Origin of the sequence: Paenibacillus sp. BIC5C1 (genome assembly GCF_032399705.1) — a bacterium.
Taxonomy (GTDB): Bacteria; Bacillota; Bacilli; order Paenibacillales; family Paenibacillaceae; genus Paenibacillus; species Paenibacillus taichungensis_A.
This window is the reverse complement of sequence record NZ_CP135922.1, coordinates 1,192,042-1,215,767: the sequence shown is the minus strand read 5'-3', so window position 1 is coordinate 1,215,767 and position 23,726 is coordinate 1,192,042. Positions and strand designations below refer to the sequence as shown.

At 47.2% G+C, this 23,726-nt stretch carries 15 protein-coding genes; 2 read left to right on the top strand and 13 right to left on the bottom strand.

Features of this window, described 5'->3' with window-relative positions; genetic code table 11:
• Window positions 1–46: 46 nt before the first annotated feature.
• From RS891_RS05485 to RS891_RS05470, 4 genes are all read right to left on the bottom strand, one after another.
• Window positions 47–1,858 (bottom strand): ABC transporter substrate-binding protein, encoded by a 1,812-nt coding sequence (locus tag RS891_RS05485; protein WP_113054081.1) that lies wholly within the window; start codon window positions 1,856–1,858, stop codon window positions 47–49.
• Between the two features lie 205 nt (window positions 1,859–2,063).
• Entirely contained in the window at window positions 2,064–2,750 is a 687-nt protein-coding gene (locus RS891_RS05480) for a response regulator transcription factor (protein WP_315794705.1), read from the bottom strand.
• Window positions 2,750–3,988: a sensor histidine kinase gene (locus tag RS891_RS05475; protein WP_315794704.1), complete on the bottom strand. Its 1,239-nt coding sequence runs from the start codon at window positions 3,986–3,988 to the stop codon at window positions 2,750–2,752. The genes RS891_RS05480 and RS891_RS05475 overlap by 1 nt, the downstream gene beginning before the upstream one ends.
• A 33-nt stretch (window positions 3,989–4,021) precedes the next feature.
• A complete protein-coding gene (locus RS891_RS05470; RefSeq protein ID WP_113054078.1) occupies window positions 4,022–4,468 on the bottom strand; it encodes a DUF1453 family protein in 447 nt (148 codons plus the stop codon).
• Between the two features lie 344 nt (window positions 4,469–4,812).
• Here RS891_RS05470 and RS891_RS05465 point away from each other — a divergent pair, with 344 nt between their 5' ends.
• Complete coding sequence (locus RS891_RS05465; RefSeq protein ID WP_315794703.1) at window positions 4,813–6,912, top strand: ATP-binding protein; 2,100 nt, start codon at window positions 4,813–4,815, stop codon at window positions 6,910–6,912.
• Here the strand turns inward: RS891_RS05465 and RS891_RS05460 are convergent.
• Window positions 6,895–8,247 carry an IS4 family transposase gene (locus RS891_RS05460; protein WP_315793080.1) on the bottom strand — a complete coding sequence of 451 codons (1,353 nt, stop codon included), beginning with the start codon at window positions 8,245–8,247 and terminating at the stop codon, window positions 6,895–6,897. The genes RS891_RS05465 and RS891_RS05460 overlap by 18 nt on opposite strands.
• A 261-nt stretch (window positions 8,248–8,508) precedes the next feature.
• Here RS891_RS05460 and RS891_RS05455 point away from each other — a divergent pair, with 261 nt between their 5' ends.
• Window positions 8,509–9,021, top strand: coding sequence for a hypothetical protein (locus RS891_RS05455; protein WP_315794702.1), 513 nt, complete (start codon window positions 8,509–8,511; stop codon window positions 9,019–9,021).
• 317 nt (window positions 9,022–9,338) lie between these two features.
• Here the strand turns inward: RS891_RS05455 and RS891_RS05450 are convergent, their stop codons facing one another.
• The 8 genes from RS891_RS05450 to RS891_RS05415 form a co-directional block, all read right to left on the bottom strand.
• The gene (locus tag RS891_RS05450; RefSeq protein ID WP_315794701.1) at window positions 9,339–11,300 is read right to left on the bottom strand and encodes a CotH kinase family protein; all 1,962 of its coding nucleotides are present in this window, start codon (window positions 11,298–11,300) and stop codon (window positions 9,339–9,341) included.
• Window positions 11,301–11,528: 228 nt separating this feature from the next.
• Window positions 11,529–14,180 (bottom strand): CBM96 family carbohydrate-binding protein, encoded by a 2,652-nt coding sequence (locus RS891_RS05445; RefSeq protein ID WP_315794700.1) that lies wholly within the window; start codon window positions 14,178–14,180, stop codon window positions 11,529–11,531.
• The gene (locus RS891_RS05440) at window positions 14,140–15,846 is read right to left on the bottom strand and encodes an alpha/beta hydrolase fold domain-containing protein (RefSeq protein WP_315794699.1); all 1,707 of its coding nucleotides are present in this window, start codon (window positions 15,844–15,846) and stop codon (window positions 14,140–14,142) included. The genes RS891_RS05445 and RS891_RS05440 overlap by 41 nt, the downstream gene beginning before the upstream one ends.
• Window positions 15,847–15,943: 97 nt before the next feature.
• Window positions 15,944–17,494 carry an extracellular solute-binding protein gene (locus RS891_RS05435; RefSeq protein WP_197521455.1) on the bottom strand — a complete coding sequence of 517 codons (1,551 nt, stop codon included), beginning with the start codon at window positions 17,492–17,494 and terminating at the stop codon, window positions 15,944–15,946.
• Between the two features lie 135 nt (window positions 17,495–17,629).
• Window positions 17,630–19,999 (bottom strand): DUF4962 domain-containing protein, encoded by a 2,370-nt coding sequence (locus RS891_RS05430; RefSeq protein ID WP_315794698.1) that lies wholly within the window; start codon window positions 19,997–19,999, stop codon window positions 17,630–17,632.
• Between the two features lie 34 nt (window positions 20,000–20,033).
• Window positions 20,034–20,801 carry an SDR family NAD(P)-dependent oxidoreductase gene (locus RS891_RS05425; protein WP_315794697.1) on the bottom strand — a complete coding sequence of 256 codons (768 nt, stop codon included), beginning with the start codon at window positions 20,799–20,801 and terminating at the stop codon, window positions 20,034–20,036.
• 30 nt (window positions 20,802–20,831) lie between these two features.
• A complete protein-coding gene (locus RS891_RS05420; protein WP_315794696.1) occupies window positions 20,832–22,670 on the bottom strand; it encodes a cache domain-containing sensor histidine kinase in 1,839 nt (612 codons plus the stop codon).
• Window positions 22,667–23,704 carry a response regulator transcription factor gene (locus RS891_RS05415; protein ID WP_315794694.1) on the bottom strand — a complete coding sequence of 346 codons (1,038 nt, stop codon included), beginning with the start codon at window positions 23,702–23,704 and terminating at the stop codon, window positions 22,667–22,669. The genes RS891_RS05420 and RS891_RS05415 overlap by 4 nt, the downstream gene beginning before the upstream one ends.
• Window positions 23,705–23,726: the final 22 nt, after the last annotated feature.

Here is a 23,726-nt window from a genome sequence, read left to right as displayed (position 1 = left end):
TAAAGTGGCGTGTCACTTCATCATGTCCTGATTCAATATAAGCTCCTTAATTGTGGATCTGATACAATGCCTTAATACCTGCGCCGTCCATCGAGATTTGCGGCGGAATGTTGGTGCCATCTCCTTCCGTCGGGAAGCCTTTCCAGACTGATTCATTCACGGTGTCAAACACCCATGGTCTGTACATCAGCGGAATGGAAGGGATATCTTTCAGCCAGATGGTATTCAGTTCGGTATACAGTGATTTCAACTTCGCCTCGTCAGACACAGATGGAATCTCTTCAATAATGGCGTCTGCGCGGTCATTCTGGTAACGTCCCCAGTTCCAGAATGCCATCTCACCCATTGGGGCAACCCCTTTGGAGTACATGATCGTCATCGCACGGTTCCATGGCTGGCTTGGGCTGACCCCGCCTGCAGGTGTATTCATGATGATATCGAATTTGCCGGTTTGCAGATCATTGGTCCATACCGGAGATTCCGGGAATTTGGTGCGAATCTCAATCCCTATGGCTTTGGCGCTCTGCGCTACGATCTCCAGGGCAGCGTTCCAGTCAGACCAGCCGTAAGGACATTCAACCTCGAAAGGTCCAAGGCGTGTGCCGTTAAGGACACGGATGCCATCTTTGCCTTTCTTCGCTCCAATCTTGTCGAGCAGGGCGTTGGCTCCTTCAATATCCATCGTCCATTGCAACGACTTGATGGCATCCTGGTCAATATATTTGGACTCGGCGTCCGAGTTCAAGGTCAGGGAAGGCTGCATTGGTGCGGAGTATCCGCTCATGGCCAGCTCCGAAATTTTTTCATAGTTGATGCTCATGGCTATTGCACGGCGAACGTCAGCATTATCGAGTCCGGCTTTGGACAGATTGAAGAAAATACTTGGCATGGAACCGGGCAGATAATACGGCGCATCTTTCAGATACGTTTTGACAGCAGCCCCGCCTTCCCACATCTTCCACACTTGAGGGATAAACTGCTGGGAGACGTCCACTTGACCACTCTTGAATGCCAGATCTCCTGCGGCATTATCCTTGTAGATCACGTGGGTGATGTACTTCGGTGCGGGCAATTTGCCGAACAATTTCTGACCCCAGTAGTTGTCATCACGGACAATCGTAATTTTCTGATCGTTGTAGAAGTGAAGCTTATATGCTCCGGTGCCCACCGGATTGTCATTAACCTCTTTGCGGATCGCAGTCAGATCATTGTTGTTTTTCTTCTCGATCTCTTCCCAGATATGCTTCGGCAGCATTGGAATCAGTTCGATGCTGTCCAGTACAGTCAGCTTGTTGGGGTTAGCAGGGTTCAGCTTAATTTCCACAGCCTGCGCTCCATCCGCTTTTACTTCACTGATGTAGGTCCAGAAGCTGCTCCAGTTGATATCGTATTTTTTGCCCAGTTCATAGGTGTACACAACATCATCTGCTGTAAAAGCCGTTCCGTCGCTCCACTTCGCATCCGCATTCAACTCAATGCGGAGCGTGGTTTCATCCGTCCATTCATACGAATTGCCCAAGAGCGGTTCAAGACCACCATCCAGCTGGTTTACCATAAACAGTGTTTCGTACACCAGTTCCCTAGAGTTGCCGTAATTCACTGGAAATGCGGGGTTTCCGCTCAACAGATTGAAATTGGTTGGCGGCCCCCATTGCAGCCCATTGATATACAAGGTCTCATTCCGTGGTGTCTCCTTGTTGGTCTGTGGTGCAGGTTCGTTCTGGGTTGTCGTGGTCGGTGTATCCACCGGCCCTTGTGGTTCACTTACTGATGGTGGCTGAACACTTTGGCATCCGGCAAACAATGTGACCGACATGAACAGAGCGACGAGCGGTGTGGCAGCTCTTTTAAATCGCATTCTGAACCCCTCCGTGAATTCATATTGATGTTATTGGAAGCGCTTACTTAAAGTTATTCTATGACTTATCTCACACCAAACATTCCATCTCTTTTCTCAATTTTGAGACATTGTTTATGCGGACACACGAAATAACCAGCACCGCATGGGAAAGCTGGTTATTTGCCGAATTATGATTATTACTATACAGAAGATCAAGAACGGTTTACTTGACGAATCCATTACGAATGGCAAAGACGACCGCCTGTGTGCGGTCTTCCACCTGAATCTTTTGCAAAATGCGATGTACATGAGTCTTGACCGTGCTCTCTCCGATAAAAAGCTTGCGAGCAATCTCCTCATTCCTTAACCCAAATGCCATCTGTTGCAAAACCTCCAATTCCCGCCCGGTAAACGGTTCCGGCAAGGGTTCGTGTGCTACTGTCTCCTTCACCGAATCCGAATGACTAGGGGTTGAACGAATCGCAAGACTGATCACCTTGGCTGCCACCGCCGTGCGGTAAATCGCCTCCCCCCGGTATGCAGCACGAACCGCATCAACCAGTTCGTCCGGCGCCGCATCCTTGAGCAGATAACCGACTGCTCCGGCACGTATTCCTTTGTACACATAGTCCTCATGATCGAATGTGGTCAGGATGACCACTTTGCATTCAGGCAGCATCTTCATTAACTCCGCTGTCGCTTCCAGTCCGTCTCCTGCTTCCATCTGTACATCCATTAATACGACATGTGGACGAACCTCGGCTGCCAGATGGACTGCTTCATGTCCCCCGCCCGCTTCGCCTACCACTTCCATATCCTGCTGTGCATTAATAATAAAACGTAATCCATGCCGGACCAGATGCTGGTCATCCACGAGAAGTACACGTATTTCCTGTACGTCCTGTTCCATTACTGTTCATCACCTTCCATAATCTCCTTCACATCTTGAGGAATGGTAAGGGTTAACCTCATTCCATGTGGATCGACTGCATCTATGGATAAGGAACCGCCTGCTCTCTCGCATCTTGCTCTCATACTCGACAGCCCGAAACCGGGAGAGATCGGATTTTCATTTCGATATATTCCGTTATCTTCCACGATCATATGTAACTGGTGCTCTTTCTCCAAGATGTCCACCTTCACTTGCGAAGCCTGGGCATGACGAATGATATTCGTTAACGCTTCCTGAAGTACACGGTACAATAATTCGGATGTTTCTGGCGACCAATGACTCGTCTGCTCCTGGGGAGTGAGCTTGATTGTGAAGCCCGCCATCTCCCGTATCTCATTCACCAGACTCGTCAATGCAACCAACCCGAGACCTGCTTCATTGCTGCCCATCTGATGAGCAACGGTCCGAACCTCCTGGAGACATTGTCGGACTACTTCAAGCACCGTACCCATTGCTTTGTCCGCTTCCGCTGTGTCCATCTTCATCATATACGGCAATGCCTGGAGCTGAACAATAATGGAGGTCAATCGATTGCCAACACTGTCATGCAAGTCCATCGAAATTCGGCTTCGCTCTTCAAGTACGGCGTACTGCATCAGTCGCACGGTAGCCTGCTCCAACTCCTGATGTGTATCCTGAAGCTCCTCGTGGGCCTGTGTCAGTTCAGCGTGCACTTTCTGCAATTCCTCATAATGCCGTTTGCTGTCCTGTCTGCTTTCCCGCCTGATTCTCGCAGCCCAGCATAGAATATAGGTTACAGCGTGAGCCATTGAATACACCAGAATCTGATTGGGTTCGTATTCATCCATATAGAGCAGCGCCGCATTCCCGATGAGAATAATGATGCCGAGCAACGAAGAACGATGGACGGGCAGCTTCAATGCAGTATATCCGATGAGATAAAAGCTTAATTCAAATATACGATCCTCGGCCTGGAAGAACTGGGCATAGAGCAGTGTCACGATCCAAATCACCAATATCCCTAACGTCCGCATCCGCTCATTTCGAAGTGACTGTGGAACCCAAACCAACATCAGGTACGGCAGCCTAACGATGAGTCCTGCGCCCAACTCGACCCATGCCATTTCTTTGAAGGGCTCGATCAGACTGTAAAGCAGCAGCAACGTTAGAATAATATCTGCTGTATGATCCAGTACCACTTTCTGAATCTGCATCCATTTCGAATCGTTCTGCATAGCTATCCTTTCCAATTCTAAAGTTTGAAACGATTATACACCTCTGCCTTGAAAGCGCTGGACTTTGGCATACAGAAAATAACGCCGGGCAGCGATGCTTCCCAGAGGCAGAAACAACAGAGCACTACTCAGTGAAACCACCGCATGATGCACATCCCATTGGCTGGCGAGCTGTCTTAACACCATAACCGCGATCAGAAGCAAGCTGCTGGCCAGCGATCCCTTGGACATCATTTTGCCTGTCGTTGGATGGATTCGAAGCTGTTCCAGATGTACACGCCACGCTCCAATCCCGCAACCTATAATGAGAAAAACAATATATAACAGGATGTTGCCCACCGTTAATGGTGTATTTACTACACTCGAAAGCACCCAATACGCAAGGATCGCTGGCAATATCCATAAGCGGGATGTCTTCACTTCCTTCTCCCTTAGAGATAACAATAGAACAATGACCGCTACAATCACAATATTCATCATGTTTTTTTCCTCACCTTCTCCACATGTTCTCTGATCTACATTCAGTGTAGCCGAATTCAGCGCGAGTTAAGTCCACCTACAGATGGATTGGCTCTCTTAACTTCTTCGTACGAATTGAACTTTAATCTGTAGTCAATAAAATACGAAGCAAATTAGCTTATATTCTTAAGTTTACAGTGAGGACTGTTTCCAAATATATCGGAAAATTCTCTATTTTAAACATAGATGTAGATCCATCTATCACCTCTGTATTAATAATTTTTTTGTTAATTTTTGGAGGTTTAATAGAATGGTTTGTCGAATACTTAAATTGCATTAAAAATACGAAAGTGGTGGTAAACATAATGAGCATTTTAAATAACTATGAATCTGAGTATATCAACAACCTCATACGCGGAGGGACAGAAAGCATCCTACTAGATTTCAAAGAAGAGTGGTATCAAGTAAACAACAAGAATTACCTCAAAGGTCGATTTGAATTCTTAAAAGATTGTATAGCTTTTTTAAATGTTAGTATTGATCTAGAAAGATATATTATTATTGGCATCGCAGAGGACAAAGAGAGTAGGGAATTTAACATTTGTGGGACTCAGGAAATTATTGAAGAAAATAACATCCAACAATTGATTGAGAATTATATCGAACCATTTCCTCAAATAGAGATAATAACAAATTTTAATTATGAAGGTAAAAACCTAAACATTATTAAAATAAAAAAAGAAAATAGAGATCAACCTTATCTTTTCAAAAAATCATTTGAGAAAAAACATAATAATAATTTTGAAATGAAGTGTCAAGGAATTGGATATATCCGCCGCGGGAGTTCAACCGGAATTCTAACCCGTTCAGATCTATCGGATCTTTTTTATAGAAAACAACGAAATATCTATGGATATTTTAATATTAATGCTGCTAGTGATCATGAATACTTTAACGAAATGATGCTATTTTTGGAATGTATGAATTTAACTTTAGATAAAGAATCATTGGATATTATTTCAACTAATAATAGTTTATTCAAGTATCGCTTGTTGGAGATTTTCAATAATCTTATAATTCAAGGTGGATTATTTAAGATTGCTGACGAGAATAATGACCCAAACAATAATGACTACATCTGTAAATTAATTCATGAAAATAAAGATGACTTCGAAAAGATGGACGGGTTCCTGGATGGTGGTGAACACTCATTAATCATTTCTTTATTTTGTACCAGCTACAGTTTATACCAAGTATTAAGAGACAAATATTTCGAGTATGAAATACAAAATGAAGAAATAATCATTAACTTCAATAAAGACAATATTAAGAAAAGCGGATATGACAAAATGAATAGAATTGTTAATAACTGTAATAAATTTATACTTTATGTAAATAAGATAAAATATTTTTATAATAATGTGAAAATTTTAAATATTAGAGGTATTAAATTTGACAAAGAAGTCCAACAAATGTTTATCCAGTCTGATATCAAGTTCAGGGTCTCTGAAGATGTCATTCCATTGTTAATAGAACCTCTATATGAACAAAGCAATAAAATGAGTGTAGCATTGCGCGAATTGTTGCAGAATGCAATCGATGCATGTAAAAGTACTGGACTTGAATCGCGTAATGGAATAATTAAAATTGAAGTATTAAAAGAAGAAAACAAGGATATTTTATTATTCTCGGATAACGGAGTAGGCATGGATCTATCAGATATAAGTAATCATTATTTAACCGTTGGGAAATCCAAAAAGAAGTCTTCTGATGTAGCGATGGTAGGAAAATTTGGAGTGGGCGCATTGAGTATGTTTTTGATCGGCAAAAAAGTCAGTGTGGTTACAAAGAAAATAAATGAAGAATTTGAGTATAGTTTTCAACTCTTCGAAGGTAATATAGAAACTTCTGATCTAAAAAAAATAAAAGTATTAAATAAATTTGAAAGTTATACACGAATTAAAATTGAGCTGAACAAGCGTGTCAGTTCCTCAGATATAAATAAACTAAAAAGAGATTTCAATATTGAAAAATGGGCCCTAAGCAGTACTACATATCAAGTAACCCTTAGATATAATAATGAAGAATGGAGATTACCAAGTATAGATTTGGAAAGTAAATATTTCGAGAGAATTTATGAGTCTGGATCTGCAAGAGTTTACATGTTTGACCATGCTAAGTATCTTGATCTTAATAATGAAGATAAATTCATCAAAGATCTACTACATCAAAAAAATGTTGCCCTTTACAATGATATAGGTGTAAATGTTACTTATAAAACTGACGACTATAGTTACTTAAAGAAAGATGTCATCCCCTTTATTGTAATCGTTGGCAAAACTACTGAAGAGGAATATAAAATTGAACTTTCTCGAAATTCAGCACAAATCGGAAAAGAAATCTCCTCCTCTATTGTTAAAAAAATATATAACTATAACATTACTAACTCAACTTTCGCAGCTTAAATCTCCAAACAAACCCTTGATATAGCTGGGTAAACCGGAGATCCATTCTTGTAGTTGACAAAAAACGTCCATTTTGTTCGTTTTCGTTTTCGCTTGAGACATGTCGAGAAATAAACGCATCAGCTGCTGAAGCGCGGTTTGAAAGTCCAGATCCCGAACCTCATCGGCAAAGAGGAAAAAGAGTCCTCCCAGGGTTCGGTCATCATTGGTTTCGCGTCGTTCGTATTCCATCGCTAAATAACGGCTGAATACAACCGTCGTGTGGCTAATCAGTTGGTCGAAGGAACGGCCCTGAAATTCGGTTCCTAGTTTTAAATAGCTTTTGGTCACTTTAAAAAAGGTCTCAATACTCCAACGCATGCCGTAAATTCGTACAATTTCTGCCGCATCCAGCGTGACGTCTGTACTTAAAATGGTAAGCCATTCCCGTCTTTTATTCCGATTGCGCACAAAAACAAGCTTCACGGGCAGACCGCACGACGTATGTACGACCACGGAGCCTTTGATGTCTTTTGAACTCGATTTAGGCAGGCTTTGAAACACAGCACCTAGCGTCATACGCTGTCCCTGTACGAGATACCGTTGCTTCATTTCTTTAATCATTCCAATCACCGGCAGACCTCTGGCTGTGAGCTCGCGAAGTAATGGAACCTGCGTAAACCAGCTGTCCATCAAAACATAATCCGCCGTGAAGCTGGCTTTTAACGCCCGATCTAACAAGCCCACAACGGCATCGGGCTTCCGAGAAAAAGACTCTATTCGGCGTTTGTATCCATGGCTGCGTTTCGAGAGATGGGAGGCCATTTCGCAAAAACGATTGGCCAGTTTGGCGGAAGACAGCATGACAAAATCGAGCGGTGCAAAGCTAAAACCGTCCGACCAGCCGAGTGTGAGCATCGTGTAGCCTTTGATGTACCTGCCTGCAGAATGGTCAAACACACGTGCCAGCAGTTCTGCTTTTTTACTCCGGTTTCGGCTGAGCACCGAATCATCCACAATAAATACACGTACGCGTTTGGAGGAAATGAGCGTTTCAAAATAGCGTACGATCTGGAGACTTAATGTCTGCAAAAATCGCCGCCAAGCAAAGGAAGATTGATTCAAGAATCGATAGATGACATCTTTACCTGGCAGATCGGCTCCGCGGTTACTCTCCAACAGGCGAAACCAGTTCTTCCCTTCAAAAACCAAGGAGAACACGATTCGAAAAATAGCTAAACTCGAAAGACCAAACGATTTGGAAATCCCTGCATGCCGCAAAGCTTTCCCGATGTGAAGTGAAGCAAAAAGTTTAGAAAAACGAGACTGGTCAGACAGGGAATGTTGTTGTAACATAGGGTTACACACCTTTCTTGTTCATGGTTGGTCGCACTTCCATGATACTAAACAAGCAAGGTGTTTTTTTTGTCAAGAGAAACAGTAATGTTTAAATTCTCTTACGCCCACAAGGGGTTGACTCAATATTCTAGGTGCGAAAGTTGAGTTACTAACATTAAAGAATATTTAAAAAAACACATTACGATAGACTCTCCAATAAGGGCTAAGACAGATATTGTTCAACTTGTCAGCAAACAGATAACCACTCCTGAAATTATAATGAGTAAGAATAATGTTACTCTTGCTACTGTCAGCAACATTAATAGATTAACTGAATCATATAAATTTGTTTACCAGATAAAAGCTAATTTTATAAATGAAGATTGGCTTAACTACCATAACCATCTTTTCATAACAGAGAGATTACACACACATAAATCAGATATTGCTAATTTAATATTAAACGAGAACGTTATTTGCCTCTCTTACCATTTCTTAAAAAAATACATCTTGGAAGCCCAAAATTCAAATAATGGCTTTAAGAAGGCTGCACTTGAGGTAGTTCTTAAGAATATTCTCCCTACTGAAAATTGGGAATTTGACCTTGCATCTTCATTGTGGGAAAAATTAAATCAACAAAAAGATCATATTAGAGAATTTATGGAACAAAAAGTTGATAATGGGTTATTTTTCTTTAACACTAACGACATTAATGTCGTTATTAATAATAAAAATGATTTGAACAATGTGGATCTAATAGTTTTAAAACTATCACTTAGTGAACTAACTTAGAAATCTGATTACTTATTTGATGAGATATACAATAACTCAGAAGATCTGGTTGAATCTAGAAATACAGTTCAAGCATAATACCTATATGATAGTAAATTTTAACATTGTTGTACTGACAAGCTTAAACAATTCAAGATATAATGACCCCAAACATTACTGATTGAGCTCCGTTTGAGTTTTCTCCCTCTCGGATACATGTATAATTTTAAATGGTAACTTGGAACTGGATTAAAGCAGCACAGAAAGGGATTCGATCTGATCATCGAATCCCTTTTCTCGTTCTCCATAGAACAACGCTACTCTACCGGAGAATTTTTTTATTTGGATGTAAGTGTTACTTGTGCAGCCGTTTGATCCCAATCCACGGTCAGTCCCAGTCCTTCAGAGATGAAGCGTACCGGCACAAGTGTGCGACTGTTTTTGATAATGGCTGGTGCATCAATTTCGAGCGTTTCACCATTCACCGTTGCCGTGCTGCTTCCGATCTGGAGTACAAGCGTCTGGTCATTCAGAACGGCTGTTACGGTTTTCGCTGTTTTGTCCCACGTCACTTCTGCACCCAAAGCTTCAAGGATAGCGTTCACGGGTACCATAACCCGGCCACTTTGCTCTAGCGGGTCCTGATCCGGGAACGTAATCGCTTTTCCATCAAGGGATACAGTAATTGCTTTGTCTGTTGTTCCTGTTCCGTTATCCGCGCCTGTATCTTCTGAAGTCTCCGGCAGAGGTGTTACTTCACGTCCAAGCTGCTCTTGCAGATTGGCAAGTCGGTTCAGGGCAAACGTTGTCAGCGATCCCGCTGCCATCGAGCCCATACCTCCGCCTCCGCCAAAGTTACCGCCAGGACGTGTCTGAGTATTGCCTGTGCTGTCTGTTGTTCCTGTTCCCGTTGTGCCATCCGGTGGTGTCATACCATCGGGAGGTGTCATACCTTCAAAACCTTCTGGCGGTGTCATGCCTTCGAATCCTTCTGGTGGTGTACCACCCATGCCACCCATACCGCCTGTTGCATCAGCGTTGGCAGAGTATGCAATGTTGGATTCAAACTGCTCGGTTGTGTAGAACTTCGTTGGATCGGCTTCTACATATGGACGAATGATATCAGCCAGACCTGTGATGTGATCCTGAATGCCTTCCAGATAATCCGTCAACTCATTGACGTAGCTCAAGTATTTTTCTTTATACTCAGGCACGGCCAGCAGGTTGTTGATCATCGGTACATTTTCCATGCTAATGCCCAGTACTGGCTCGTCCACGGATACGTTTGTCGCGTTGGTGTTGGTTGTGGTTGATCCGGTTGTCGTTGTTCCACGTCCGCCGCCACCCGAGTATCCATTGAAGGACATGTTAAAGTCCCAAGGTACTACTGTGAATTTGCCATCCGCGTCGCTGTAAAGCATGTAGTTATGCCCTTTGTCGCCGTTATAGCTGTCATAGTTGCCAAAGACCATGTTGCCCGCGATATATTGCAGTGCCGAATCCACATCCAGCACACTCTCGATATCGCCTTTTTCACCTTCAGGCATGTCGTTCAGCGTTTTGATAAAATTTTTGAGTTTGGTTTTGTTCTCGTCCGTACCCAAATCTTCTGTGATCGTGCTGTAGTCACTGCCTTCTGAATATTGCAGGTAACTCTTCTCATCCGTATCGTAGAGGACACCGTCCTCATAATCTTCACCGTAATTGCGTTCCAGGTAGCTGTCATCAACTGCTTCGACCCCGGTATAGAAACCAACCAGTTCGCCGTTTACATACAGATTAACGTAGTTTGTCATCGGTACATCCATGCCAATGCTGCGCAGCGCTTCATAATGAAGAACTTCACGCATATACGACGGATCGGCATAGTTGTTGTTCAGGACCATTTTATCCAAACCGAGCAGGGTTTGTGTTTTGTCGTATTTATCAAACTTCAGTCTGAAGCTGTAACGGTCCGAATCTTGCATCGAGGCTACGGCTTTCAAAGTCAGATTACCCTTGGTGGAGAAACCAACGTTATCCAGCTTGTTGCCGTCCACTTCCACACTTACCTTCTTATAATCCTTATCCAGCGGGCTTTCGAGCATGCTCTTCCAGTCTGCATCATCAATCGTAACATTCACATCAATGACGTTGTCCGTTTGGAACAACGATTCATAGGCTTGCGTGACGCCTGTGCTGGTGCTTGTATCCTCTGCGGCAAACGCAGCGTTTGGACTTCCTATCAGGGCAAAAGAAGATGATGATACCATCGTCACGGACAAGGCCGTTACTGCAACTTTACGTAGTAAACTATTCAAATGATGAATCCTCCTTCTTGGTTTCTGTTAAGCAACTTAGGCTTATGAAACCATGGTAGAGGACAAACCTTTAATGAATCTTAAATCAATGATTCACAACAAAAAGTAGCCCATCAGGCTACATAAGTTAAACTATAAATGTTACACCTTATCACTCCGATTGCAGTATGGTGTACAATTGAGCCTCAACTTATATAAACGCCTGCCAGGCTACTTGTTCTGATCCTTTTATAACTCGGTAACGGTAACACCTGCTGCTTTGTAGTAGTCCTCATTCACATTGTTTAGAATGTTGGCCTTCAGCAGAATGCCGACTCCGGCAAAGAGTCCGATTCCGTTTGTGTTACCTTCGATTCGGTTATTTTCAATCAACACATTCTCGGGGTTTCCTTCGCCAATATTGCCGGCTCCGGCATCGCCTTTGTCGCGTTCAAGCCGCACGCCCCAGTATCCGCTGGCGGTATTGTTACGGATCACATTGCCGCGTATTACTGTGCCCGGTCCGTTCAGTACTTTAATTCCTGCCGCATCGGCAATCGTGGTTGTATTCTCGATGAGATTATCCTCGATTAATGTATCCGGGGTGCCCATGGTTACCGAAATGCCGATTTGGCTGTTCCTGATCGTGTTGTCATGAATGTAGTTTCCTTTGCCCGACTTGCTGTGGTTGCTGGGTGCTGAACCCCCTGTATTGCCAAGTCCGATCCCTGCGCCTGTCAGCACATCCGTAATGACATTGCCGGAGATTTCATTCAAATACTCCAGTTCACCATGAAGATCAATAGCATCCAGCTTTGTTCCGCTAAATGTATTGCCACGCAGCACGTTGTTATGGGCGACAAACTGAATCAACGCTCCATGTCTGAGATAAGGGCCCTCAAACGTACTATCCTCCACCACATTCCATATCGTATCATTGTCAAAGCCGAGCCGATCGGTCTTGGCCGTTCCCTGAATGGAAATTCCATAACCTGAACCCCCAGGGCCCAGATCTGTTGCATTACGGAATGTTGCATGTTTCACAACGACATCTCGGCTGTGTTCGATACGGATAGCCATTCGTTTGAATTTTTCCACAATTACGCCATCGATTGTAATGTCATACGATGGAGCCTCACCATAGTTAGCGATGTGGATCATGCTATCCGGCCCCCCTGCGGAGGGGTTATTGGATTTGTGATCGGTCGTGTAAGTGCCGGACCAGGATGAAGTTATGGTCATATTGGATACAAGAATGCTTTGCTGAGCTGATGCTTTCAGAACAGCGCTGCCCGTCACTTGATCCAGTGATGTCTTGAGCACAGTTCCTTCACCGCTCTCCCCTCTCAGGTTCACCCCGGATTTGAGCATCAGGTTGGTGGTTCCATCCGGCCCGGACAACAAATTGTACACTCCATTAGGCAAAAACACTTCATCACCAACGTTAGCCTCATCAATGGCGGCCTGTATTGCAGGTCGATCATCACTCGTATTATCAGCCAGATCTGCTCCATAATCCCGTACATCAATCGTACGTCCAGTTACAGCATGAGGAGAATGGATAGTATGCGGTGTTCCATCTGTCTCCGTCAGACCTGGAGCGATAAAAGGTACCGTTCCCTCCGGTGGTTGCGGCTCAATGTATGGAATCAGGGCAACGGGCGTTCCTCCCCCTGCATAAGGGGCATACAGATGCACATCGGTCAGACTTGTATAAATACTGGAATCAGAATTGCCATGCCCGGTGATCCGTACATAACGTGCAGAAGTGTCCGGGATATCAAATGCCTGCATTTCTGTTGTATCCCCACTGCTTTCGCCGTCATATACCTGGGTCCAATGATTACCGTCAACAGACGTTTCTATCTCAAAAAAGGTCTTCCTGACATCCCCTTTGTAAAAACCAATCCCAACATAGCCCACTTGCTGAGCCTGACCCAGATCAAACGTGATCCATTGCCCCTCTCCGGCAACAGACCAGCGTGTATAACTGTTATTGTCGATGGTATTGGTCGCCAGGTTACCGTCACTGCCGCTTGCCGAGACGGAAGCAACAGACAAGGACGAAACCGGAACGGCAAGGGTGGTCATATCGGTTGATAATGCAGTGCTGACGTTACCTGCCTCATCAATCGCCCTCACTTGAAACGTGTACGATGTTCCAGCTGCAAGTCCGCTGTCACGAAATGACTGTTTACCTTGTTCTGCCAGCATAACTCCATCCCGATACATTCGGTAGGCAGATACAGCCGTATCATCGCTGGCAGCGGGCCATCTCAGTTCCGCAAAATCCGTTCCCCAGTTGCGAATTTTCAGTTCGGCTCCCTGCTCCCATTCTGGCGACTGCGTGTCACTACCTTCTTCAATTAAAGCAATGACCGATAACTGTGGACGCGGATTGCTTGTTCCGTTGGCTTCCTTGGTGTATACGTTCACGGAAACACCAGTTGATCCCGCATCCGCGAGCAAAAATGCAACCTGCCCCGCATCTGGACGACTCTTCACAACATCGGTTACATCCACTTCATAGACTGCTGGGCTTCCATTACGATCTGCCGTAACCTGGAATGTGCCAACGAGCGAAGCTTCGCTGAGACTTTGAACCGGAGCATTCGACCAGGTTAACGATGATTCGCTCCAGTCCGTTGCATTCAAACCATATAGAGACAACTCTGTATCGATATTCGATGTGCCTTTCTTGGCGGCAATCCGAAGTCGATACCGATCTCCTTCAGGCTCATTTCCGGTCATATCAAATTTGAAATACACATATTTCTTGGTCGATGAAGTGGAAGAGATGCTTAGTAATCCGGTGCTGGAGCCCGTTGCCTGATTGAAATTCAGATCAGGCTTTCCGCTGTCAATCGTCGCTTGGCAGTTTACTGGCGATGACCTTCTCAATCAAAGGTTTTTCTTCTCCCTCTTCTTCATTTCCAGGCGAAGGGTGTTCGGGATTACTTTTGAAAATAATGGGCTCCGTAACGATCCGGTTCTTCACATGTTCATCAAGGAAGGCCCACGCCTCCGCATTAGCAATCTCGGAAGCCGTCCCTGTAAATCCATGGCCCTGACCTGGTACGACTTTCATATCCACAATCGGGACACCCGCAGATTGAAGCTGTCCCGCGAAAGTAACACTGTCGGTATAGGGAATGGTGGCATCAGCATCACCGTGCCGAATCCAGAACGGTGGATCATCCGGTGAAGCATACGTGCCAGGCATGGCAAGTCTGGCCTGCTCCGGAACATCGAACGCACGATGCCCACCAAGCAGAGCCGTAACCGAGCTATAGTTATTGGCAAATGCCGTCGTAAAATCAGCGGGTCCGTACCAGTCGGCGACGGCCTGCACTTTATCGGAATACTCAGGCCATCCGCCAGAACCTTCAAGATCAGGTACATCTACCGTCACCCCTGTATCGAGCTCTACAGTGTCACCAGCGACCATGTCCCCTGTTGTGCCGAGTAATGCAGCCAGATGGCCGCCCGCAGATGATCCCCAGACGCCGATACGACTCGGGTCCAGATTGTACTGCGCCGCATGAGCTCGCAAGTATCGGATAGCGAGCTTTACATCCTGAATCTGGGCAGGGAAGGGCGCCTCAGGTGTCAGCCGGTAGTCCAGAGATACACCGATATAACCACGTTTGAGTACATAATTGCATATGGAGTTTAATGCCTGCTTTCGATCACCGTGATTCCATCCACCTCCATGGATATAGACCATGACCGGCATCGGTTCAGCTGCCGCTGTCTCGGGAACAGCAATGGATGAATAGATTGCTCGCCCACCAGCCGTGCCAATCTCCACATCTTCGTATAAAGTCACTCCTTGTGGTGGCGTAAACTCAGTATTCTCCTCTCCAGGCGGCACTGGGGATGGGGCAGGCGTTATACCGGGAATAGCCTGACCGTAAATGGCAACATTGTCGATATACATGTTGGCCTGCATGGCATCTCCTGTTCGAAAACGAATTTTCACCGTGCTGTTATTGTTCGCTTCCGAGCCCAGCGTCCAGCTTTTTAGCGTATTTCCTTGCTTGTTCTTCACGTCAGGAGTACCCGGAGGAAGTTCAAATGTCTCCAGCGTAGCCCAGGAAATGCCTCCGTCCTTCGACCATTCGATAATAATGCTACCGCTGATATAGGATGAGGCGCGCGTGTAGTAGCTCAGCCGGATATTTCCGTATCCAGTCAGATCAAGCGGCAGAGCGAGTGCATCGGTTCCGTCAATCTTGATCATGTTGGGCAGCGAAGGTGCGGTTGTGGAAGATGACGTTTTGGCCTTGCTTCCACCTTCTCCTTCCTGCAGCCAGGGAGCTCTCAATGCAATTCCGCCAGTAGAGCCAAAATTGTCCGGATCATCAAAGTTTTCCACGTAAATCTCCAGCTCTGGGCCCTCCGGATCTGGGATATTTTCTTCCTGTGTAATATTGAAAATAGAGCTAGGAATAGCGTCTTCCATCGCCCGAACTTCATGCACGGGAACGGTAATACCGCTAATGAGTATGACAGACATGGCAACAAGTACAACCCGCCTCTTCCACGTTATGAACACGCCACTCACTTGTATCCCCTCCATATTCAGCTGACTTGTCACTCCGATGACAGAACAACCTTCCGATCGCTGTTATCGTGTAAAATGTATAGTTCAACTTAAATCGTTAGCGACGCGGTGCCGACACTCCCTCACCCTTATTGAATTTCTCGGTGGCTTCTTTGATTGCCTGATCGCCACCTTTGGATTTCCATTCCTCTACCACTTTCGGCCAATCAGAAATCGGCTCCTTACCATAAACCATCTTGATCATGTGTGTGAGCAATACCTGAGGAGGTGTATCCGAATTGGGAGCAATATCAGGATTCTGTACAAAGGCTTCCAAACGCGGATCAAAGTTGATGCCATCCCGACCTTCTTTGGCTAAAATGGTATCGTAAATATTCATCAGCTTTCTGCCTTCTTCTGTCAGCGACAACGAGCCTTTATTGTACGTCGTGTCCTGTACGAACCATAAGAACGACTGACGATAACGCTCTTCGTCCACACCAGCAGAGTCTGTTGGCGCTGTGTATGAAATCACGCCATTATCCTCTGTGTAGGTCTCTCCTTCTGTGCCGTATGTGAAAAACTTCTCGGCTTCGTCTGACACCATCCAGTTGAAGAAACGGATAATGGAAGCCGGATCAGCTGCATCCTTATTAATAAAGTAGGCACGTGTCACCGGACCGTACAAATAATAACCGCCCTTTCCGTCGGGGCCGACTGGGGAAGGGATAATCTCGATTTTGGCATCGGGAACCGACGCTTTAATCTGCTTCTCCCATTGGATCAGTTCGTTGGCGTTCATGGACCACATGCCCGCCTTGCCAGAGAGAATCGTATTTTTGAATACGGTGGAATTGATGGTCGCGAACTCTTTGTTGATCAGACCTTCCTCGTACATCGTCTTATAGACCGTTAGGGCTTGTTGCATATTCTCGTTATCCATGAACTTCGGTACAACCTGGTCGCCCTGCTGCTCCATCATGGACAGGAATTGCTGTACGTCATAGGCACCGAAAAAGGTATCCGCATATTTGAAATCCTCACGCCCCATATACGGATTCTCCACGCCGAGTTTCTTAAAGGCGCGCAAAACGTCCATAGTCTCCTCAACCGTAGTAGGCACCGGCAGTCCCGTTTGATCCAGCAGATCCTTGCGAATCCAGGTTGCCCGGCGGGATGGATTGGATAAATATTCGGGAATGGCATAGATATGTCCGTCATGAGTTACCTGGTCCCAGGCTTCCTTCGGCACGGCTTTCAGCAAATCTTGCCCGTACTGCTGCAGCAGTTCATCCAGCGGCTGAAATACTCCTGCTTCGACCGATCCGGCCATCTCTTTGCCGTTGACGCCGCCGTCACCCTGCACCACATCAGGAATATCATTGGTGGCAAACATCTGGACCATTTTCTGTTCATATTCCTTATGGGGCACCAGGACAATTTTCAGATCGGTATTGGTCAGATCCTCCAGTTTCTTCACCCATTGATCCTTGTTAATGTCCGGTGACTTCTCCACATAGGTATACGCCAGCGTACGTAGTGAAATGGAGAATTTTGTTTTGCCGTCTCCCCCGCCCTCACCGGATGCCGCTCCGCTGCCTTTGTTGCATCCTGTCATGACAGCTGCTGCCAGCAATAGCGCCATGCCTGAGACCATCCACTTTTTCATGCTACCCCTCTTTTCATCCTGATTTAGGTACCACTCATTGGTGAAGCGCTTTCAAATAGATGTTAAAACATCCCCACCGCCTGCCACAATGGGGATGTTTTAGATGAGATTGCGTTTTCTTTAGGTCAGCACTCCCTAGTACGTCTTGGATACCTCGATCTTCTTCGTAACACCGTTGTCGGTAAAATAGAGATGGATGCCGTGATCCTGGTCATCGATGAAATAGGGGACATACTTCGGCTCCTCGATCTTATACGGCACAAGCAGTGTTACAATTCTATGGCTTGAAGCAGGGCGCGTTTCTGCGCTCAGATGATAATGTCTTTCCAGTCCTTCGTACTCTGCCGGGTCCACCTCTGCGAATTGATCCGTCTGGCTGAGCGCCAGCTCACCGGAGGAAGCATATACAAACGTGCCCTCAAGCCCAGCCTTATTACCGTCCAGACGGAAGCTCTGCCCTTTCAGCTGTAGCGGGTGCAGTGCATGAAACAGCCATTGAACGCTGTCCGGCTTCTCCAGGTCAATGTGGTCCACAATGACGAAATAGGATGATTGCAGAAAATGAATCTCCCGTACAACACGCTTCACATGGGGAACGGTGCTGGCATAGGCATCGGTCGCTACCGCGCGCACATAACCATCGCCATCCCGCCAATAGGCCTCCTCGATCTGCCCGGTGGCGGCCATGTTCAGCACCTTGTTGTTCTCGGCATACTGACCTGCTCCACCGATCAGCAGGTTGTTTTTGGAGCGTGTCTGCCTGCGCCATTCCCGGTGAAAAGAGCTGCCGTGCGCGATATAATAGCCTGTATCCGCTGCAAGTGGCTCACCAAATGCATGCAAAGTGAAGCTGTTCTGATCCGCATGACTGTGGCTGATCGAGCCGTAACGGCTCGACTTGAGAAGCAGCATGATATGCTCATCCGGATTATCCATCCGATGATGCATCGCTACCCACCCCACATCACGGAACCACTTAAGTGGCTCAATGTCCACAGGCGACTCTTCCTCCACCTGCGGATAATCGTGGCGGTATACCAAGTCGTCAAAGTTAAAGTCCCACCAACCGTAGTTATAAAAAGCTCCCTCTGTCCCCGGATCGGATTGGCGTACACGCTCAAAGTACCACTGGTACCAGCGGTTTCCTGTAACACCTGCCAGTTGGCGGACAAGATAGCCTGTTTTCAAGTTTACGGGGTCACCCAGCGTAGACTGATCTCCAAAGCTGGCGCGCCGAGCATCGGGCGGGTACACGTAGAATGGAAAATCCCCGGTACGCTGGAAGAACGGCCGACAGAAGAAATCGATGCCCGCATAGTTTCGCAACAAATTCATCGCTTCGGTCACGTAGGCCATACCTGTTGTCCAGTACATTGGACCTTCGGCCCAACCTCCATCACTTCCTCCCCAAGGGGAGTACAGACAGGCATAATAATCGATCGCATAATCCAGCCACTCTGCAGCCTGCTGCTCCTCATGCAACATGGCCATGCAGCAGGGCACAAGCACGGAAGACAATGAACGCACAGCATGGCTGTCATAAGGCACATGATGGATTTTCGAGCGGACCATCACATGCTGGGCCACCTGTTCTGTCCGACGCAGCAAACTGCGCCTCACCACCTCTTGCTCTTCACTGTTCAACTCATCATGCAGCCAATCATAGCCCCAAGCGAGCGCGGCTGCGACCCGAAAGGCCGCTTCATCGTTGTAATCACGGGAGGTCGTTCCTTCCGTATCCCAAGCCGCTACATGCAACAGCCAGGTTTTCGCTGCACCAAGCAACCGTTCGTCACGAAGCACCCGCCCCGCGATGCTGAGATGACGAATCGCATATAACGTTTCCTGACAGTCAATGTACATTTGCCTCCACAGCGCAGCGACACGTTTGTTATCCGGGTAAGGCAGCGGTTCACTGATCGGCTCTCTGTTGGCCCATGGCTCCACGGATTTTGCCATAAACATATCCCAGCCGCAATATGTAGCATCTGACGCAATGGCATCCGCAAGTGCCCTTAGCCCGCTATCTCCGAGCCATAGCCGAGGGTGAGACGTTTCCGTGGCAACATACCGCTGTGCCCGAGAAGGTATCGGTGTCTCGGGCAATCCCGCTGGCACCGTAAACCGCCTCACCTCACTCCATGCCGACATTTCCTGCTGCTTACCCCGCACGACATCCACTTCGGCTTCGCTACCTTGCTGCACTGGATGATCTACAAGCAGTGCATATCGCCAATAATAATCTCCAGGTTCAAACACTTTATCCGGCGTGAAAAAGTTATACGGGAGCGGCGCAAAGGTCATCGTCCCTTCTTCCTGAAAAGAAGGCCCCACCGACACCTGCAGCATATAGGCGTTCTCATCCTCTTGCTGCGCCGCCATCCAGGTAAATCTTGGCGGATTCTCTGCCAGAACAGTATGTTCATCAGGTGCATAGTCCACATGGAATGGCCCGCTGATTGGTTGGTACAACGGTCTTTCTGCAAGCTTCCGCTTCACTTCCATCGTATCGTTCCCCCCTTATCACAATGGTGTAGCATCAACGCATGTACATTCCGCCATTAATTTCAATCGTTTCTCCGGTTATAAAAGAACCCAGCTCGGAACACAGGTACAGCGCCGCTCCTGCGACATCATCGGGAGTCCCTTCCCGTCCAAGCGGAATGCTGCTTACCGCAGAAGATCGGCCTTCCGCCGAGGTGAACGTTGCATGGAATGCCGTTTGCCCGATGAAGCCCGGTGAAAGGGCATTGACCGTAATCCTGCCAGGCGCCAGTTCTTTGGCAAGTCCTTTGGTTAACGCAATGACAGCTGCCTTGGAGGCTGCGTAAATAGCTGCACCCGGACCGCCCCCGTTATGAGCCGCTACCGAGGTCAGATTGATAATTCGGCCGCCTCCAGCCGCTTTCATACCAGGAATGACCGCTTTGGAGACAAAGACAGCGCTCTTCAGATTGACATCCATAATCCGGCTGTAAAGCTCCTCGCTCATCGTTTCAATCGGACTCCGTTCAACCAGATGCCCTGCATTATTAATCAACAGATCAATCGGACCGCCAAAGCGGAGCGTAATATCCCCAACCATCGATTCTATGGCATTCGTATCGGTCACATCTGCCTGAAATGCCGCTGCTTCACCGCCAGCATCCCGGATGGCGGCCACGACCTCCTCCGCCCGATCCATATTATGCAGGCCATTCACAGCTACCTTTGCTCCGCAACGTGCCAATGCCCCAGCAATGGCAGCACCAATTCCTCCGCTGGAGCCGGTAACCAGCGCAATTTTGTTCTGCAAGTTAATATTCATGTTCGATCTTCCTCCCTGTTATAGGTTCAATTAAATCCGTTTGCTATGCTGATCTGCGGGAAGCGCCATCGTAATGGTCGTTCCCAAGCCTTGCTCACTCTCAATCATCAAGCCATACATTTCTCCAAATACCAGCTGTATCCGGCGATGAACATTCATGAGTCCGATGCCTCCGCGATGGTAGACATCATCGGAATCTTCGCCTGCCAGACGATTCAATTCCAGACGGTCACGCAGCTTCTCCAGGCGTTCCTCGCTCATGCCCATACCGTTATCCTGGACGATGACAAGAAAGCGATCTTCCAGGCGCCGAGCATCGATACGGATAAAGTGACCGGGCTCCATGCCTCGCGGAAATGCGTGTTGTAGCACATTTTCCACCAGTGGCTGAAGAGTGAGTCGAACCATTTTTTCCAACAACAGATCCGGTGCAATGATGACCTCAACTTCAAGCTCCCGATCCATGCGATGTTTCATGATGGAAAGGTAGGCCAGCACGTGCTTCAGTTCATTGGCAACCGTAATTTCCTCCAGATTGGTCTGAATGGAATAACGGAGCATATGAGCCATGGATTCCACCATCTGTGCGATTTCTTCGGAGTCCTGTACGACGGCATAACATTTGATCGTTTCCAGGGTGTTGTAGAGAAAATGCGGATTGATCTGCAACTGAAGCGCCTGAAATTCCGCACGGTGCCGTTCCAGCGCCTCCTGCTGAAGCTCGATTTCCGACTTCTGGCGGCGCAGCTCCGACTCGTATACACTCTCAATCATGTCCGACAGGCGACTGACCATCAGATTATAGCTGCGGATCAGCACACCAATTTCATCGCGCCTTTCCTTCATCTCCACCTTGTTCCAGATTCCCTTCTCCGTCTGTCTCATTCCGTTCATCAGCACACGAATGGGTTCCACTTGAGATGCTCCAATCCGGTAGGCCACGACAAGTGCAGCGAGCAAGGTCCCTGCACCAACCCATAAGGTGGCCGAACGAATCGTTGCAATCGGTCTTTGCAGCTCCGACAGCGGCACGGAAGCGACAAAGCGCCATCCCGAATATGCAGAAAGTTCCGATATGAGCAGCCGCTTGGTGCCATCCGTGTTCTGTTCCAGTGACCCTGCCTCCATGTGCATAAGCCTGTTCACAGTGTTGGACGGCATAGCCGTCTGCGCCTCTTCGTCCCCGGGTGTGTAGATTACCGTTCCGTTCTGATCCATCACATACTGATACCCACCTTGACCGAGATCGAGTTCTCCCCATATTTTGTCAAGTTCCAGCACATTCACTTCCATCGCCAGTACTCCATTGGGCGTATAGGAGGACACCCCTCTGATCCGTCGCGCGATCGTAATCACATTGGCACTCTGTCCACCGCGAATACTGCGGGTCAGCAACGTCGATTCGCCATTTGCAGGGGTTGCAGCCAGCAACTCCTTATATTGCTGTACCGCGTCGATATCCGGTATGCCGGCTGAATTCTGGTTGTCATCAATCACAACACGCCCGTTATCCCCGATAACATACAGGAACTTGATCTGTGGGTATAACATAAAAACAGGCGGGAACACATTCGTCTTAATCTGACGGCTGTACTCGTAATAGGCATAACTGTCCTCCGAATTCATATCGAGAAAGTGCTTCACACTTCCGTTCGAGAGGATGGAGTAGGTCGCACGATCATAATTTTGCAAATACAGATCGGTCTGGTATGCCGTATTGCGCATCGTTTGGGCGATATTGTCCGCAAGCTGGTCGTTCATTTCAGTCGAGGCATAGGTATAGGTGAACAGGCCGATGGCGGACAGGGACAACGTAATCACGACGGCAAAATGAAAGAACAGGCGGATGGACAGGCTGCGCTTCATCATTCAATGCCCAACTTGCTGCGGTATTCGGACGGTGTCAGTCCGGTAATTTTCTTGAATGTCTTCGTGAAATGGGGATGATCCGCATACCCCACTTCGTAGGAAATATCCGTAATCCGGTTGCCCGGCTGTTCCAGCATGCGTTTGGCCAGTTCCATTTTGCTGCGTATCCGGTATTGGATAAAGGTCTGGCCTGTTGTCTGCTTAAATAGTTGGCTGAAGTAGGATGGGTTAAGGCCCAGCTTGGCAGCAATCTCGTCCAGTGAAACTTCACGGCGCAAGTGCTTCTCCAGATAGGCTTTTGCTTCTTCCACCGGATGCTTGCGCTTGCCACTACGCTTTTCCTTGATCGTCTTCATTAACGTGTGGATCTCGTTGCCCAGCGCCTCGAAGCATTCTTTTGAGGAAGCGCTTTCATTTATCTCGCAGGATGTACTCATCGTTCCGTTGCCACGTGCGTTCATGCGGGCCACAATCAATTCCAGCAATTCCTGAAAAAGCTCCGCTGTCTGCTCAGGCATCAAGGAATATGCCGGATACCGACCAGACCATGCTGCGAGCAGCTCCGTCACATCGGACTGTCTCAGCTCCCATATGGCCTCTTCCAGACGCATCGCCCAATCATTCAGCTCCCTCACGGGTACAAGGGACACCGTAGGTTTATCCTCTTCTGAGGCCAGCAATTTGAGCAGCAGTTCATGCAGCTCCTGTCGTCCCACAGGCTTCAGCAGATATCGTTTCACCCCATAATCCATACAGGCTCTTGCATATTCAAAGTCCGAATAACCGGAGACCACAATAATGCGCATCGTACTGCCTTGCTCGGATAAACGTCGACACAGCTCAATACCATCCATCGTCGGCATGCGGATATCCGTAAACAGGATGTGCGGCCGAAAAGCCTCCACCACCTGAAGGGCCTCTTCCCCATGCGCTGCCTGACGTATCTCACAGTCGAACAGTCCCGCTTGCTTGATCATCTTCGCCAGACCCATCCGAATCATCGGTTCATCGTCCGTAATCAAGATTCTGAACATCGCCATTCCCCCGTTTCCGTCA